9 protein-coding genes and 1 pseudogene are annotated in these 16,795 nt (G+C 64.3%); 1 reads left to right on the top strand and 9 read right to left on the bottom strand.

Going from position 1 to position 16,795, the window contains the following annotated elements; translation table 11 throughout:
- Window positions 1–77 precede the first annotated feature (77 nt).
- The 4 genes from GGD61_RS26080 to GGD61_RS40730 all read right to left on the bottom strand — a co-directional run bounded on the left by GGD61_RS26080 (window position 78) and on the right by GGD61_RS40730 (window position 11,245).
- Entirely contained in the window at window positions 78–803 is a 726-nt protein-coding gene (locus GGD61_RS26080) for an energy transducer TonB (protein ID WP_183231533.1), read from the bottom strand.
- Window positions 800–1,573, bottom strand: a complete 774-nt coding sequence (locus GGD61_RS26075; protein ID WP_210286342.1) for an STN domain-containing protein — start codon at window positions 1,571–1,573, stop codon at window positions 800–802. The genes GGD61_RS26080 and GGD61_RS26075 overlap by 4 nt, the downstream gene beginning before the upstream one ends.
- Before the next feature lie 191 nt (window positions 1,574–1,764).
- Window positions 1,765–2,601, bottom strand: coding sequence for a filamentous haemagglutinin family protein (locus GGD61_RS40735; RefSeq protein WP_246786058.1), 837 nt, complete (start codon window positions 2,599–2,601; stop codon window positions 1,765–1,767).
- A 3,478-nt stretch (window positions 2,602–6,079) separates the two neighbouring features.
- Window positions 6,080–11,245 (bottom strand): hypothetical protein, encoded by a 5,166-nt coding sequence (locus GGD61_RS40730; RefSeq protein WP_246786052.1) that lies wholly within the window; start codon window positions 11,243–11,245, stop codon window positions 6,080–6,082.
- Between the two features lie 76 nt (window positions 11,246–11,321).
- Here GGD61_RS40730 and GGD61_RS26065 point away from each other — a divergent pair, with 76 nt between their 5' ends.
- On the top strand, window positions 11,322–11,648 hold the full coding sequence (locus GGD61_RS26065; RefSeq protein ID WP_183231531.1) for a hypothetical protein: 327 nt from the start codon (window positions 11,322–11,324) through the stop codon (window positions 11,646–11,648).
- A gap of 24 nt (window positions 11,649–11,672) precedes the next feature.
- On the opposite strand, the gene GGD61_RS26060 is transcribed toward GGD61_RS26065, so the two are convergent.
- The 5 genes and pseudogenes from GGD61_RS26060 to GGD61_RS40255 all read right to left on the bottom strand — a co-directional run.
- Window positions 11,673–13,307: a filamentous hemagglutinin N-terminal domain-containing protein gene (locus GGD61_RS26060; protein WP_183231530.1), complete on the bottom strand. Its 1,635-nt coding sequence runs from the start codon at window positions 13,305–13,307 to the stop codon at window positions 11,673–11,675.
- A 194-nt stretch (window positions 13,308–13,501) separates the two neighbouring features.
- Window positions 13,502–14,509, bottom strand: a complete 1,008-nt coding sequence (locus GGD61_RS26055) for a DUF4880 domain-containing protein (protein ID WP_092252973.1) — start codon at window positions 14,507–14,509, stop codon at window positions 13,502–13,504.
- Window positions 14,493–15,095 (bottom strand): RNA polymerase sigma factor, encoded by a 603-nt coding sequence (locus tag GGD61_RS26050; RefSeq protein ID WP_018319904.1) that lies wholly within the window; start codon window positions 15,093–15,095, stop codon window positions 14,493–14,495. The genes GGD61_RS26055 and GGD61_RS26050 overlap by 17 nt, the downstream gene beginning before the upstream one ends.
- The gene (locus GGD61_RS26045) at window positions 15,092–15,694 is read right to left on the bottom strand and encodes an STN domain-containing protein (protein WP_177236893.1); all 603 of its coding nucleotides are present in this window, start codon (window positions 15,692–15,694) and stop codon (window positions 15,092–15,094) included. The genes GGD61_RS26050 and GGD61_RS26045 overlap by 4 nt, the downstream gene beginning before the upstream one ends.
- A gap of 356 nt (window positions 15,695–16,050) precedes the next feature.
- A pseudogene (locus GGD61_RS40255) lies at window positions 16,051–16,795 on the bottom strand (hypothetical protein); the annotation flags it as partial.

Here is a 16,795-nt window from a genome sequence, read left to right as displayed (position 1 = left end):
CGCGAGCGACGACATCGCGTCCGGCCCGCCACTGCACGAATGCCTGTCCATCGCCCAAGCACGGACTTCATGGCGGGTCAAAACTCGAGCTCCAGATGAATATTGAGCCGATCCGGCAGCTCGGGCGGAATCGGCGGCAGCGGCTGGGCTCGCCGGATGGTCTCGATTGCCTCCTTGTCGAGCAGCAATTGACCCGAGCTCGTCCGAACCCAGACGCCGAGTAGCGTACCATCCCTGGCCATGGCGAACTGCGTGACGACCGTTCCTTCAAGGTGCATCGCGCGCGCCGCGTTGGGATAGCGCTGATAGCGCGAAACGTGCCGAAGCAGCGACTGCTGAAATTTGATGGCGGCACTGCTGGCAGGTCCGCTCACGGCGGACGGCGCCGACATGACATTTGAGGGCGGAGCGTCTCCGGGCGTGAAGCTTCTCGCTTTCGGGACCGGAACGGGATCGTCGGATGGCGTCGGATTTGGGTCCTTCAATGGCGTATCGGCGCTGCTGGCGACATTCTCCTTTTCCGGTTGAGAATCCGAAGCGACTGCTATCGGAACGGCATCGGGCCGCGGAAGCAGCTGAACCTGCACGATCGCAGCCGACTGTTGCCCCGGAGAGCCGGCTGGCACTTGCATCCTGATCCAGTAAACGCCACCAACGAAAAGAACGGCCGCCAGGGCGGGAATACCCAGCAGGCGATAGAACTCTCCCGATGGCGAGGCGGCATCCAGGTCGTCGTCTCGATAGGGTCCAAAGACCGCCGCTCGTCCCTTCTCGTTTCCAGGGCGGACATCGCTGTCGCTCATTGCAGGGACTTCACCATGATGACGACGCGGACCGGCTGTGGCGTATTCGCTGGCGCCGGCTTGCTGATCGTCAAGCCCCGAAGCGCCGCCGACACCGCAAGATCCCGTTCATGGTCCCCGGTCGAGCGGAATAACTCGGTGCGTTCGATCGTGCGCGCGGGATCGATCCAGATATCCAGCACCGCGCGATAATTGCCATCGCGCGTCCTTGCGTTCTTTCGAAGTGCATTCTGAATGTCCATCTGCACTCTTTGGCTATAATCCTGCAATCTGGCGGCGTCGTCGGCATCGCCGGTCTGACGCACGCGCAATCTTCCCAGGAACAGGTCCGATGTTGCGAGCGGAGCCGCCGGAGGTGCATAGCCGACACCTTCTGCGCTGGGAAGAGCAAGCGTGATGGCGTCGGGACGAATATAGCGCACCTTCAGCTCCGTGCCCGCGAGCAGCAGGTTCAGCGCTTCATCGGCGGCATACGTTCCTTCAACCGCGACCGACGTTCGACCGACCGCGGAGTTGCTTTCATAGAGCACTTGAATGCCGGTGATCTGTCCATAGGCTTGCAGCGCACCAGCCAGGGACTGTGCCGGAATGCGGAATGCGATCGGCCTTTCCGCACGCGCCACCCGGTCTTCTTCAGCGGCATTGGCGCCGAGGATGACCGTCATCAGCCAGGCGGGCAATAGCACCAGCAAGCGGAACGCGGCGCGGCGACCGCCTCGAGGACCGTCGGCATCCGACGCCGCGACGCCATGCAATGTAACTGCTTTCATCGTGCTGCTCTTGTCGACCAGAAACCGCACTTCGGCTGTTTGGATCGTTGAAGCGCGGGCGATGCCTCCTCTATATCGTTTGCATGACAGTGATCTAACCGGTGCAATCGGCCGGGTGGGGCCCCACCCGGCCGATCGATACGAACCGGCACGACCGGACGTCGGACCCGGATGCCTGCCCGGGCCCTGCCCTAGAGCGACGCCTTGCGCCCCAGCCGCTGCAACAGCACGGCTCGCTCGTCCTCCGTCAGGTTCTTCAACTGCTCGGCCGTGAACTCGCCATTGCCGAGCACGCGGAACATGCCGTTCGGATCGTAGCTCTGCTTGTCGGGCGCCCGCCGCCTCTCATCGTCGCCGGCATCGGGCTGAGGAAACTGACCGCCGCCGCCACCGCCGTACCCGAGAACTTCGACGATGATCACCGACGGCCGATCCGAAGATCCCTGCTTGGTCACGTCCTTCACGGCGTCATTTGCAGCCTTGTCCTTGGTATCGATCGCGAGCGGCGCAGTTTTGACCTCCGCCTTCGGCACTCCTTTGCTCTGGCCCGACACCTGGATGTTGTCCACGTTGACGACGAAGCGCGCCGCAATGAGGATGTCGCCGCTGACGCGGATGCCGGCGTCGCCGGCATTCACGGTACCCTGGGGAGCGATCAGGTTGACGTCACCTTCCGTCACCCCGGTGAAGCCGATGATCGTTCCGATGCCGCTTCCGGAAATATCGGCCTTCTCGAGCACGCGCGTGACGGCATCGATATCGGTCAGGATCTCCGGCGCCGAGGGCACGCGCGCGGTCTTGGCGCCGCGGCCGGCGTCGATGTCGCCCTGCGTCGACCAGATGATCTCGTTGCCGCCGGCAAAGGTCAGGATACGCGAGCGGTTCACGGTGACGCTGTCGCGCGCAAAGAGGTTGATGTCGCCCGGTCCCAGTGTGACGAGGCCGAACTCCACCGGCGCCGGCTTGCCGAGCGCAGCAACTTGCAGGCCGCCACCGGGGGTCAAGACCTCGATGCTGCCGCCCGACATGGTGCGGAACTTGGCATTTCCGGTCCTGACGTCGCCCGCCCAGTCGCTGCCCGGGAACAGCGTCTCGATCGCGGCATAACCGCGATTATAACCGCCATTGCGTGGCTTACCGCTCGTGTCGGGTGTGTTCTGGTCATCGCCTGCGGCCCGTAGCTCCTGCATGTAGACCTGCCGAACGAAGCGTTCGCGCACCAGCATCGGCAGGGTCTGGAATTTGGTCCAGGCATCAAGCGGAGACAGCTTCTCGCCGGTCACGTCCTCCACGAAGGAGACGATGCCGGTGCGGGTCCTGTGCGGCCCGGAGGAACGTTGCTCGAATGCGTCGGTGAGATAGAGCGGTACCACCGTGCCGTCCGCCAACGTGGTCTTGAGATAATCGGGCATCTTCCCGATGTTTGCCGGATCGAGATAGACCGCCAGGAACGCATCATAGGATGGTTGCTTGCCCTTGAGGCCCGCCATCACGGTGATCGCCGCGCTCTGCTGAGGCAGGCCGAGGATCTGCGTGAAATCCTTTGGCCGGTTGTTGGAATCATATTCCTGATTGCCTGTGCTGAAGATCGCCAATTCCGGCGCGTATACGTCACGGCCCGCGCTCACCTGCATTGCGCCCGGTCCCTGGACAAAGATCGAGCCTCGCACCGGGCCGCCGATGATGTCGTTGCCAGCCTCGAGTAACGACACGTCGGTCGGATGAACGTTGCGCAGTGAGTAGTTGATGTTGCGGATATCCGTGCCGGCACGGAACCAGGTCTGCTCGTTGGCCATGACGCCGGCCGTGAGGATCGAGCCGCTCTGGGTTATTAGCGTTCCAACGATCGATCCGTTCAAGGCATAGACACGGCTCGGCTCGTAGTCTGCCTCGTTCGGCAGATGGTCGGGATTGCGAAGGTTGTACAGATGCAGCGTGTGGCCGGCGATATTGCTGGCCGGCGCGGAGAAGGGATTGACCAAGACGTTGTGGAGCCCGCTCAGGGTGTCCGGCGAGGAACCGCCGAGGTTGACCGGAGAGGAAACGGTGCCTCCCACAGGCTCGAACGGTGACGGAATCATCTCGAGCGCAGCGCGGGACATAACGATCTCGCCGACGAGGACGTCGTTTGCGGCGAGAAGCCGCAGCTCCGGATTTCTGCTCGGCATCGTGTACAGCGTGCTGTTCAGCACGGAGCCGTTCAGCGCCGTGACGCGCGTTTTCGGCGGATAGATATTTGCGGCCAACGAGTTCACATTCGCAAACACCTGCAAGGCCGGCGTCGTTATGTCCTTGGACAGATATGTCGCCTGCCCGACCAGGATCACGTCTCCGCCCGTCGATGTCAGGTTGAGCGCGGTGCGCTCGCTTTGACTGCTCATGAACGTCAGTTCGTGGGACATCCCCTTGCCGACCAGAAGCGGATCGAGGACCGTTTGCAGCCGCAGGTCGCCTGCGGTTCGCACGTCCAGGGTTGCGTCACCGAGCGACAGGATCGGGGCGATCGGATAGGTGACGATTTGCGTCCCTACCAGCGCCTTGACATCGCGCCCGACCGCAAATTCACCAGCGGTAATCGTTCCGGCGCCGCGCCCGATGTAGTAATAGCCGGCGCGAACGGCGCCGCCCGCCTCAACGGTCATCGCGCCGCCGTTGCGCAGTTCCAGGAACTTTGCCTCCGTCGTGGAGCGCCCGCCCCGCACACGGCCATTGGTCGGCAGCGCGACCGTCAGATTGTTGAGATCGCCATCGGCGCGGACCTCGACATTGCCGCCGCCCAGCGCGCCGACCCCGCGCAGGAAGTTGGCGTAGTCAATCCACCAGGAGCTTTGTTGAGCCGGCATCTGGCCGTATGCGGAATGAGCCCAGGGACCGAAGACGTAGGCGTTATCCGTCGCACCCTGCCGGTTTAGCCACTCCGAATAGTGCTGCATCTGCGAGCGGTCCGCCGGCAGGGCCACGTCGATATTGCCGCCGACCGCAACGGCGAGATGGCCGCCGCCCACTCCGTAGGTCGCGTTCGCCGGCGCGGTGGTGAAATCGTTGAACGTGGCGAGATCGCGCCGGCCAGCGGTATAGATCGAGGCGCCGCCCTTGAGCTGCAGATCACCACGCGCCGCGATGCTGACGTCGCCGGTGCCGGTGCGAACCATGGTGATCGGATTGACGGTGGTCGTGGTCGGCCCGGGCTTGGTCGTCGCATAGAGCGAAGTGATGGTCGCAAGATTGGGGACGATCTTCGTCAGGTAGAAGTCCTTGAAGGTCGAGTATTTCGTGATGACGTTGAGGCGGCTACCGCCGCTCGCGGCCGTGCTGGTCCATCTGAAGTCGGCCTGCGGTTGCGCCGGATTGGTGTTCAGGCCCTTCGCGGCGGCATAGTCATTCCAGAGGTCGAGCACGTAGCCGTAGGCTGGATCCGTCGGCAGACCGAAAGAAATCTGCGCGCTGGAATTGCTGTTGAGACGGGTGCCAGAGGTGGACTCCAGGCTCGCAGGCCAATCGGCGGGATTCATCGTCGTCGAACCAGGCGCACTGCCCGCGCCAAAGCTGGCAACCGAGTCGACAAGAGCGGTCGCGGCGACGGAATTCAGGCCGCTGACATAGGTGTAACCCGCCTGCTCGCTGAGCGTGATCTTGCCCGTCGCGCCGCTGGCGAGGCGCGTCGGGTCGGCGCTTTCGCCCATCGGCGTGGCGCCCGCGACGAGCCCCAAGCTCCAGGAAGGCACCGCCACCCTCGAGCCGTCCGGCTCGGTGATGGAGGGGAACAGGACCGAATAAGCGAGCGCATTCGGCGCACTTGCGCCCGGCGAGTTGGCCTCTGCGCTATAGGGAACACCGACCAGCGTGGGCGGCGCCGTCACGGTTTCGGTTTTCCTCGTGCCGACCGTCGCAAAGGTGATACCGGCATAGACTGAAGGGTTGGTTGTGCTCGCGCTGTCGTAGGGCGAGAGATTGGACGTGGTACTGGTGCGACCGACGTTGAACACCATGCTCAGGTTCGTCGAGATGGTGCCTTTGGCGGCGACGTATGTCGAATCCAGCGGGTTGGCGAACTGGAAGAAGCCGTCCGTCACGCTGCCCTTCAGATCGATATTCCCTCCGGCGCGCATGGTCAGGACGCCCGGCTCTCCGAGAATGCTGCCGCCGGTGCGATAAGCCATGGTCGTATGGTCACGGAGCAAAGCGCTTTCCTTGCCGGCAACCACATAGGCCTTGCCCAGTACCGGCTCGATCGCCATCACGCCAGCCGCGAGCGCCGAGGCCTGATTGACCACGCCTGCGCCGAGATTCCAGTTACTCTTGAGCACGATGTCGCCGGAAAAATTGAGCTCTATGCCCGCGCGCGCGTGGAAGTTCGACTGGCTCGTCAGTGAGCCAAGATCCGCATAGCCGGCACTGACGTCGAAGTCGCGCACGAATTCGACCAGCGTGCCGGCGCCGTAATCTGCCAGCACGTTGAGCTTGCCGGCCGCGGCCTTCGTGAGATCGAGTTCGGCCTGGCCGCCGCTATTGACGGTGACGCCGACGAAGCGCGGATCGGATGCAAGCGTCGCAAGGTCGAAGCGTTTGTAGCCCTCCAGCACGATCTCGCGCGCGCCGTTGATCGTGCCGGCAAAGCTGACATTCACCTTGTCGGCCCCTGGCTGCTCGATGACGGGCGCACGCAGGGTGACCTTGCCGCCTTCGCCGCCCGCCACGTCGATCACGCCGCCCAGTACCCGCAGCACGCCGTTCGAGATTCCGAGTGTGACCCGGCCGGAGCCGAGCCCATTCACCGTGTCGGTCGCACCCGCCCGCAGCAGCGCCGCATTCGTCACGGTCAGACCCTGGCCGCCATAGATCGAGATCGAGCCGCCATAGGTCGCACGCGCGTCGATCGAGCCTGCGACGGTCACCGTACCCTGATCGGCAGCCAGCGCGAATTCCTCGGCCGTGGTCGCGCCGTCGAGCGTGACGTCGCCGGAACGAATCCAGAAGCTGCGCGATTTGGTGAAGCCGGCGCCATTCAGGCGCTGGTTGAGCCCGCCGAAATCCGACAACGCGGCGATGTCGAGCGAGAAGGAGCCGCCGCGTTTGCCCGCCGCGGCCCTGGCATTGATCGTGCCTTCCAGCGTGACCTGGCTGCTGTCCTGTTCGATCGCAAGCGTGCCCGCACCGCCACCGATGGGACGTCCTTCGGAGTCGCGGGCCGAGCCGAGATCGAGGGTCGCGCCGGACGCGAGCAGCACCGAGCCGCCGCGGGCACCCAGCGAGATGAGACACGTCGAAGAACTCCTTCTCGAAGCCCCCGACGTCGATCCGCGAACCTGCCGCGAGATTGACGTTGCCATTGGTGGCGTTCAGCTTGACTGTTCCGCCCAGCGCGTCGATCCGTCCGGCGAAATCGACGGCGCGGCCGGTGAGCGTCCAGCGGGAGCCAAGGCTGTCCTGGTCGCGCGCAGGGCTAGCCGTCCCGTAAGCGGCAACCGTGACGATTCCGGTCGTGGTGACCGACTGCTGGCTGCCGCTCCGGCCGGTCATGACCGGCGCTGACAGAGTCACCGCCGCGCCGGCGACATCGAGCGAGCCCTTGCCTTCGCCGGTAATGCGTGTCGTTCCCGTCAGCACGATGGTGTCGAAACCACGCAGTGCCTTGGCGCCCTCACCCAGGGTCAGCTCGGTTGCCGTGAGCTTCAAACTGCCATGACCGGCGCCAACCGGCTCGCTGAACGTGCTCGCCGTATTTTCCAGCACAACCCGATTGCCGTTCACCGCGATCTCGCTGTTGCCGCGGCCCACCAGCCCTGCGGCATCGAGCGTCACGGCCTTGAGGCCCGACAGGTCCACCGCGCTGTGGAAATCGATGGTTGAATAGCTGCGCAAGGTCAGGTGCTGGGTTTTGTTGAGCGCGGCCAGTGCCGCGGCATCGAGCACCAGCCCGCTGCCGCCGCCGAAGCCAATCCGGCCCGAAGCCAGGGACAGCGCTGCGCCCGTCAGGCTGGCCTGGGTGACGAGCGCGTTCCCCGTCGCGTCGATCAGAAGACTCTTGCCGCCGTCGAGGGTGGCACCGGCACCGATCGTTACCCGGCCGCCGACGGTCGTATCGACGTTCTTGCGGCGGACCCGAACCGCGTCGCCGTTGGACAGGCGGATCAAAGCACCCCAGTCGCGATCGGACGCCTGCGGGGCCATCACGAGATCGCCGGCGCCGGTCGGCGCCTCGCCGCGCGCGACGATGACGCTGCCTGCGGAGACATCGATCGTGTCGCTTGCGGCCAGGATGATCTCCGGTCCCGTCAACGCCGAATTTGCACTGTTGCGCACGACGATGTCGTGAGCCTGCACATCAACACGCAGACCGCCGACGTCGCCGCTGCGGAAACCACCGACCAGCAGGCTGCCGGCGCCGAAGCCGGACAGAGCAGCGGCATCGATGACCAGATAACCATCGGCCCGCAAAGTGCCGGCGCTCTGGTCGGCACCCAGGATTGCGATCTTGTTGGCGGCGATATCGACCAGGCCGCCGCGGGCACCCGCTGCGGCCTGAGAATGCAACTCGCCCTTCAAGATCAGGTCCTGTGTCGCCTTGAACACAACCGAGCCGCCGTCGACCGGCAGACGCGGCGTGACGATCTGCTGACCCGTGAGCCGATACTGCGTCAGCTTGAACGCATCGGAGGCGAAGAAGGTGTTGGCGAAGGCTTCATTGTACTCGCTGTATTGCCTTAGCACAGAGCCCGACATCACGCGCCACGCGGACGACTGCTGGTCGCGGCTGCCGTCGAGCGCATTGGCGCGATAGCCGGACACGACCGCCGTGCCGTCGGCCATTACCGCGGACGTCGTCGCCCGGCCTGTCGAACCGGCGACTGCCTGGATCGCATAAGCGCCCGGAAGCATCGCGTAGGAGGCCGGCAGCAGCGTGTACCAGCCTGCCGGCAATCCGCTGCCGGCGTCGAGCCAGATGCGATCTCCGCTGCGGATCGACGCCGAGCTGGGCGCTGTCGCACCCGCGAAAGCCGGCATGACCGCGAACAGGCCCGGAAGCGCCAGCATGTCGTGCGAGCCGCCCGGTCCCGGCACGTGCTCCCATGCCATCAAGTCGCCGCCACCCTTGATGTTCACCACCGATCCGGGGGCGAGCTCGACCGTCGGCGCCTCGAGCGTCACGCGCTTTTCCGGCAGGCTGGCAATGGTTGTCGGCAACGGCCCGGTCGTCACCGTCCAGTTTTCGTTGTTGCTGAGAGCACCGTAAGGCAGCACGAGGCCGTCGCCGGTCACCGAGGTGACGCTGCCGGCGCCGAGGGTGAGGCGCTGGCTGGCCTTGAGCGTGATCTGGCCGAACGGCGCGCGCAGGGTGCCGTTCTGCTCGATCGTCGGCGCTTCGAGCGTCAGGGTCCCGCCGGCCGACAGTGCCAGACCGGGAGTTCCGTTCTGCTGCACGATGAGTTTGTCGCTGGCCATGATCGTCGCGTTGATCTGCGAGGTGGGATAGATCTGACCGGCCTTCACGATCAGCGTGCCGTCGACGTCCAGGAACGCGGGCTGGCTGACATTGCTGTGCGTCAGCCGGATGTCGTTTGCCTCGAGCACCGTTCGTTCGAAGCCACGGATGTTTGCCTGCACGATGTCGATCACGGACCCGGCCAGCGTCAGCGTGCCTGCGCGCACCGGATTGCTCGGCGCCAGGCTGAACAACGAGATGTAAGGCGCAAAGAACCGCGAGCTGGCGCCGTTGCCGTTGATCAGGGATCCGGTGATCGAAATCGAGCCGCTGAAGGCGAGGTCGACACCATCCAGCCGTGTCGTCGACGGGAGAACGAGATCGGCGAAGCCAGCCCCCTGCAGGCTCGAGCTGCGCACGACCAGACCGGACTGGGAAGCCGCCGTTTCGGACAGGATTACGGTCGACAGCGCAGACGCCAACGTCACCTTGCCGCCACGTGCGCCACTGCCCCCGCTCTGGCCGCGCCAGGCTCCCTGCACCAAGCCCTGCTGGGCTTTGACACTGATCGAACCGCCATTGCTGGCGAGGGTGACTGGCGCGAACTGGTGGTCATTCGACTCGATGTCGAATTCGCCACTGACACCCGCGACGTCGACCAGCGAGCCGGCTTCGAGTGCGACCGTGGCCGCCTCAAACGCAACCGAGCCGCCATTGCGTACGACGCCGCTGCGGTGTCCCTTGACGTCGATTTCGCTGACTGCCGTACCGCGCGCGACGATTGCGCCAGTATTTGCCACAACGATCGATCCCGTGCTTGCAGCAAGATTGATCGTGCCAGCCAGGGCCTCCACCCTGCCGGCAACAGACAGTGTACCGGTCGAAGAACCGAGCAGGGACAGCGCGATCGTGCCGCCGGTGTCCGTCCGCACCGTCGCTCCCGCGCCGACCGTCACGGACCTGCCGCTGAGCGAGAGCGACGTCGGCTCGAGCGCCAGGCGCTGCGACGGCGACAACACGGCGAGCGGGCCCATCTCGCTGATCGACGTGCCCGTGCTGAAGCCCGAGACGTCGACGCCCCTGAGATCAACGTTGTATGGGAGCTGCGTGACGCTTGCTCCTTCGGCGATCGTGATATCGCCGCCCGTGGAGATCTGGAGCGAACGGAAACCACGCTCCGAGAACAGGGTTTCCGACAGGCGAACGGTGTTGGGGGACGTCGGCGTACCGCCTCCGATCTGCAGCGACTCCGTAGTCAGATTCATGGCCATACTGCCGCCGGAGCCAGCCGCATAGGCCCGCATATCGGCGTTCGCCAATTCCGCCACTTCGGTCGTGTTCAGCGTAATCTTGCCGGCATCGCCGAATTTCACTTGCGGCTTGCCGCCGCGCAGCCTGTACCAGCCACCGCCGGATACGTCGAGCACGACGCCCGGCTGATAGTGGGCCTGGTCGAGCGTGATGCTGCCGCCATTGACGACCGGCGGCAGAGCGGAGGCAGCGCCGCCTTTCACTTGGTTGACCCATTGGCCGCTGACGTCGATGGCCGCACCGGCTCCGAATGATACGTTCTCCGCGCCCAAGAGGTTGACATTGCCGCCGGGTGCGTGGATCACCCCGTCGATCTTGAAATCCTGGCTATATGCAACGGTGGAATTGGCCTTGATCGAAAACGTGCTGCCCGGCGTCAGCTCGAGCGTCGTGCCCTTCTCGATCGTGACGTTATTGGAGACGTAGAGCTCGATCTTCCCCAGTCCGGCATCTGCAAGCGCATCCGAGTCGAGATAGGTCGTTCGCAACCGGAACGAATCCTGGTTGCCGGGAGCGCCCGAATACCAGGTGGACGGAAGCTGCGACGTGGCCGTGAAATTCGTCGGCAGCTGTGTGGGATCCTTGGAGATCACGAGCTTGCCGAGCAGCCAGAGCCGATCTTCGTCGCCGTCGCCGCCGAACGTCAGCGAGCCGGCCTTGGCGGTCTTGCCGCTTACGGCTTGACGCTCGCCGACGATCACGCCGCCCCAGTAGCCGCCCTCCAGCGCAACACCTTCGGTGGCATAGAACTGGATGGCGCCGGCGTCGCGTCCCTCGGTGAAGCCACGTTCGAAGTGGCTCGTCGACCACGGCGTGCTCCAGGACTCCGATTTACCCCAATTGTTGTGCGTGCGATTGAACCCGCCGGCGAAACCGACATAGATCCTGTCCGGCGTCGCCGAGGCGATGTCGTAGATTTTTCCATCGGCGCCGAGCAACTTCGTCGAGTTGACCATTCCGTCCTGATAGCGGAACGACCCGCCCGAGACATCGAGCAACGAGCCCTGACGGGTAATGATCGAGCCGGCCGATTTGAGGGTGATGTTGCCGCCAATGGTCGACAGCTCGGCGAGATTCGTCTTGCTGTTGCCGATCCAGGCCGAGACGTCGCCCAGCGGCGTCCCGATCCATTCGCCCGCGGCCCCTCCCCAGTTCACGCCGGCCATAGCTCCATCGGCGAAGACGCCGCTGGCGCTGCGATCGACCGTGATCTTCTGGCCCCGCAGCCACGAATTCCGCAGCAGCGGTGAATCACGCAGCTCGTTGATGCGCAATTCGGCCTGCACAAATCTCCGCGACATCGGGATCAGGACGTCCTGCACGCCGGCGGCGCTGACATAGGCATCCTCGCCGATATAGATCCGGCTACCGTCGCGGACCGGCGTCTCGCCGTTGATGGGCCTCCTCGGTGGGCGCGGGCAGGGTGCTGGCCACGATGCTGATGGTGCCGGCGGGAACCAGAATGTTCGCCTGCGCCCCGATATCGATCAGGTTACCGCGTAATTCGACGCGCCCCGGCTTGTAGCGCGTGGCCTTCGCCGTCTCCTCGATCTCACTCGTGTCGGTGGCATCAGGCAGAACGGCGGTGACGCTGCCCGGCGAAAGATGCAGGTCACCCGTCTTCCAATACACGAGCTGGGCGTCGAGGCTGCCGCTCGAGGCCATCATGCCGTTGCTGTAGGCATCCAGTCGGATCGATCCTTCGCGGTTGTTGAGCGCGGTTGCCGCCAGCATCACGCCGCCCTGGAAGATCTCGCGCCCCATCACGGTGATGTTGCCGCGATCGGATTGCACGACGCCGGTGTTCACGACCTTGTAGCCGACCGACGCCGCGCGCGCGTACATCTCGGGCAGCAGGATGTCGCGAACGCTTTCGCCCCAGGGTTTCTCCGTGAAGAGATCCCAGCCGGCGATCGCACCCATCAAATGGTTGTAGTTGAACAGCCAGGGCATCGGGGCCGTCACGGCGACGTCCACGCCGCGTACGTCGTTCGGATTGGTTCTCAGATAGACCTGTTCGCCGGCAGCCATGATGATCTGGCCGTCGGGGACGCTGATTTGGCCGGCATTGGAAACGATCGGCGCGAACAGCATTGCCTTGCCGCCGGTCTTCGCGCTGATTTGAGCTCCAGCCTGGATGGTGACGTCACCCGGCACGCCATCCGGCGTGAAGCGCGCAGGCTGGCTCGGATCGGTGGCCGGCTTTTGCGAATTGGCCAGCCGCGGATTGTATTCGCCGAAGGTCGGCAGGTGTATGTCGTTGGTGAGCACTATGGAAGTGTTGATCCCAGCCAGGAACTGCGCGTTCGACAAGGCGAGAGATGTGGCCACGAGGGTGCCGACATCCACCTGGCTGGAGCCACCGAAGATGATACCGTTCTTGTTGATGATATAAACCTGCCCTTCGCTCCTGATGGTGCCGAGAATCTGGCTGGGAACGAGGCTCGGGTCGAGGACACGGTTGAGCGCGATCCAGTTGGCGGCGCCACCGCCTCCGGCGGACTGGTTGAAGTACAAGTCGGTCTCGCGTCCGACATTGAACTTGTTCCAGGTCAGGATCGCCTTCTGCTGGTTCTGCACGACCTCGACCTGGACCCGCCCATTTGAGCCTGTCGATTGGGTCGGCTGAGCGGCGCCGGTCCAGGCCGGTTGGCCGTCGATCACCGCGGTTGGATTGCTGGTCGGATTGAGACCTCCGGGAGCCAAACCATTCGGCACATTCGGAAGCAGATTTCCGGGATGATTTTTGTTCAGGCCGAGATTATTCGGACCGATCAACGCGCCGGCTCTCGCCGCCGCCTGCACGTCGCGCATCGCACGGAGCGACGCGTTGATCCGGCTCATCGCCTGCGCTGATGCGATCGATGCCGCCTGCCCCGCCGTGTTGGTCGTCACGGCGACGTTTGCCACCGGGCTCGCGCTGCCGCTGCCGAGGTTGCGCGCATCGGCCGCAGCTGACCCCACCAGCAATGCAGCCACACTGGCACCGCTGAGAAACATCGCGTGTCTGACGGACCGGGACGAGCGAAAACGGACGGTGCGGTGGGACAAGACGGCATTCCTTCTGGCAGCACGGCTAAACCCGATGAAGGGTCGTGCCTCGTCATTCAGAGCGATAACGATCTAGCTCTAAGACGGAAGCCTGTAGGCGAACGCGCACGGTTTCTGTGTGAAAGTTTCTTGTCAGCGGGGCGTCAGCCCAGCAGAACCAGGCCGCCCGGCAGCTTTCGGGCCTTGACATCGAAGGCCTGTTCGAGGCGCACGAGGATTTCATCCATCTGATCGATGCGGAAACGGCCATTGACCGGCCTCTGCGCGAGGCCTGGATTGACAAGGAGAATTCGGCCGGCGCGATAACGATTGACCTCGTCCACCACATCCGCGAGCGGGGTAGCTCGGAACAGGACGATTCCGCGCTGCCAGGCGGATTCCGCCTCTGCGTCAATCGCGGCAACCCGACCGAGCCCGCTGGCGTCGTACCGCAAGCTCTGCGCCGGGCCGATGACGGCAGAACTGCCGTTGCGCTCGATGCGCACCTGTCCGTCGAAGCAGGCGACGCTCACCACCGTGCCGGCCGGACCGCTCATGCAACGCACGTCAAAGCGTGCATGGCGGCCGATCGAACGCCCATCCGCCGCCAACACGACGAGCGGACGTACGCTCTCGACCGACTCGAAGAGCGCCTGCCCTGCAAGCAGTTCCAGGCGATCGCCCTCCCCGCCAGCGGGGTGGACCGCAATGCTGGTCTGCGTATTTAACCGGACCGCGACGTTCTCCGCCGGCCGGACTTGCCGCTGCTCGCCAACGGCCGTTCTGTAGTCGGCATTCAGTTCACGGAGGGACGGCCACAGGCCCAGCGGCGGGTTGGTAACAGCGACATAGGCGGCTGCGGCGGCCAGCCCGCCACCGAGAAGGAGCCGGCGATCGAGCACCGGACGTGGCGTCTGGTGGACCGGCAACGCCTCGATTTGGTTGCGCGGAATGCTCGCGCCGGCCCGGCGGATGTCGCGCCATACACCGCTCGCCGCAGCGAAGGCAGCCGCATGCTCCGGGCTCGCGGCACACCATCGTTGCAAGGTCTCGGCATCAGCAGACGTCGCATGGCCGGAATCGATGCGCTGGACCCACGCGATCGCCTCGCGTTGCAGCAGGTCGAGCCTTTGCGTCTGTCCCTGAATCATGGAGTCATTCAGCCTGGTCATGGTCGCGATCACCGCGCGGCGGCGACAGGTCACGGTTCAATGACGAATTTCGCGGGTCCGGTGCGCAATCCGCGTCACCCATTTGCCTTTGCCGCGCCAGACAATACTCATGGGCGAGTTGCAGCTCCTTTGAGACAAGGCGCAAGGATACGCCAAGCCGATCCGCGATCTCCTGCCGCGCCATGTTGTCCACCCTGGCCGCGAGCAGGATGGTGCGACGGCGCGGCGGCAGCTCAGCGAGTATGGCGGCCATCGCATCCAGATCCGACCGTGCCTCCGCGACTTCGGCGGGACCAGGCGTCTCGTCGGCGACCTCGAGCAGATGCTCGATGTCGATCTTCGTCAAACGGCGCTTTTCAGCGCGACGATGGTCATGTGCGACGTTGAAGAGTATGCGCAGCAGATAGCTGACCGGATTGTGCAAGGTGCCAATCGTCGTATCCGTGCGGGCAAGGCGCAGCCAAGTGTCGTGCAGGACGTCACCCGCCATCTCGGACGAACCCAGGCGGCGGGTCAAGCCCCGCTTGAGATCGTCATATCGGTCGAGCAGCAGCCGGCGCAGCATCGCCACGGAGGCTTCAGTCACCGCACGCCTCCGGCCGCCTGCGGCAACACCGTCGCACCACAACTCATTGTGACGCCCGAGGTCTGCGGCAGGACCACGATCAATACCGGCTGTGCAAAGCCGGAGGGCACCGGGGCACCCACACTGAACTGTCGAAGCGCGCTGTCGATGCCGCGGTCCAGCTCGGCCGTGCCGGCCGATCCAAGTCGTTCGAACCTGGCTACGGCCCCTGACGGCGCGATCCAGACCAGGGCCGCGATGCGATAGCTTCCAGGCCGCGCCCCGTTGGTCCGGCACAGAGCATCGCGCAGCCGCGCCTGAACGACACCATAGTATTGGCGCGCGAGAGCAGCAGCACTGCCTTCCGGCGGTCCGGCGGCTTCGGGCGCCGGGGCTAGAACGAACGAGCCGTCTTTCAGGAAGCGGGCGGTAAGGCCGGTGCCCGCAAGCAGCAGCTGCAGCGCCGTCTCCGGTTCAAAGCTGCCCTTGACGGCTCCTGAGGTGCGGCCCTGCGCAAGCGCCGGACTGTAGAGGACTTCGCGACCGGTCGCATCGCCGTATCGCTCGAGTGCGGAGGCAAGCTGCTGGGCCGGAATGTCGAACGACATAGGCGCGGACATTTCCGAGCTCGCGCGCGGCGACCCGATTGTTGCACCGTTTGGCTCCGCTTCGGCTGCAACGGCCGCAAACATCAAACACACAGCCAGATACGGCACGCGACGTGACACCGATCAATTGCTCCGGCAAGCCATCAGCACCGCGAGAGGCGAATGACGATCGTCCCGAACCCTTGCCTGGATGCCACAAGAAGTTCTCAATATACGAACGTTTCTTGACAAGGATATGTCACTGATCACTTTCCGAGCCGGAAGCACGCAACGGGGCGGCGCCCGCTCTCGAGCAATGGTCTGAGCTTTCAAAGAAGGTCGGTTGCGTGAATCACGAAGATTGCATCGATCAATAACGATGGAGCGCTTCAAATCAGGAAGTCATGAGGCGCGGCGTGATGCGGAACGTTATGAACGTGGGCGACCGCGTGTTCGTCCATTGCATTGGGAATCGATTTGCCGATGACGTGGAGGTCCTCTTCCTGACCGGGCGAAACGTGCGGACCGAGCGAGCCACCAAGCTCGACTACCGCGCCGAATGTGGGAGGAGTCGCATAGCTATCGAAGCGAAACGCCAATTCCGCGCCGCCAATCTCGGATGCAACTTTAGCCGGCTGTACGGGTTCCAACGCGGTTGCAGCAGGTTGCGCAGCCTGCGGCCAGTTTCCGGCGTTACTGCCATTTGCGACGCTTGGTTCGATCATCTCGGCTGCTCCAGGTGCGTCTGAAAAATTTGAGTGCCTTGAATTGCCGCGTTCCACGCCATCTGCTTCAGCCGTCTTCGCTGAACCTGGCGAAGCGTCCGAAGCCGGGAAATGACGCTCGTTGTCGTTGCCGAAATTGTGCCCTGGCATAGAACCAGCTTCGGCTAACTCCGTGACTGCCGCCTTTGCAGACCCTGGCTCCGAATTGTGCTGTGAGTTACCGCGGCCCTGGCTACCGGGGCCTGGCTCACCGGGGTCGGCTGCTTCCGGCGCGTTTGCAGAGGCTGACTGCCCCGAATTGCCGTGCTCCACACCATCTGCTTCAGCCGTCTTCGCTGAACCTGGCGAAGCGTCCGAAGCCGGGAAATGACGCTCGTTGTCGTTGCCGAAATTGTGCCCTGGCATAGAA

Origin of the sequence: Bradyrhizobium sp. SBR1B (genome assembly GCF_014198205.1) — a bacterium.
Taxonomy (GTDB): domain Bacteria; phylum Pseudomonadota; class Alphaproteobacteria; order Rhizobiales; family Xanthobacteraceae; genus Bradyrhizobium.
Note: the sequence above shows the minus strand (reverse complement) of the source record. Positions and strands in the feature narration are given on the sequence as shown.

Coding starts and splice junctions, on each gene's coding strand:
- GGD61_RS26080 (WP_183231533.1), bottom strand. CDS start 803: ATGAGCGACAGCGATGTCCGCCCTGGAAACGAGAAGGGACGAGCGGCG.
- GGD61_RS26065 (WP_183231531.1), top strand. CDS start 11,322: ATGATCGAGCCGGCCGATTTGAGGGTGATGTTGCCGCCAATGGTCGAC.
- GGD61_RS26055 (WP_092252973.1), bottom strand. CDS start 14,509: ATGACCAGGCTGAATGACTCCATGATTCAGGGACAGACGCAAAGGCTC.
- GGD61_RS40735 (WP_246786058.1), bottom strand. CDS start 2,601: ATGTCGGGCGGCAGCATCGAGGTCTTGACCCCCGGTGGCGGCCTGCAA.
- GGD61_RS26060 (WP_183231530.1), bottom strand. CDS start 13,307: ATGTTTCTCAGCGGTGCCAGTGTGGCTGCATTGCTGGTGGGGTCAGCT.
- GGD61_RS26045 (WP_177236893.1), bottom strand. CDS start 15,694: ATGTCCGCGCCTATGTCGTTCGACATTCCGGCCCAGCAGCTTGCCTCC.
- GGD61_RS26075 (WP_210286342.1), bottom strand. CDS start 1,573: ATGAAAGCAGTTACATTGCATGGCGTCGCGGCGTCGGATGCCGACGGT.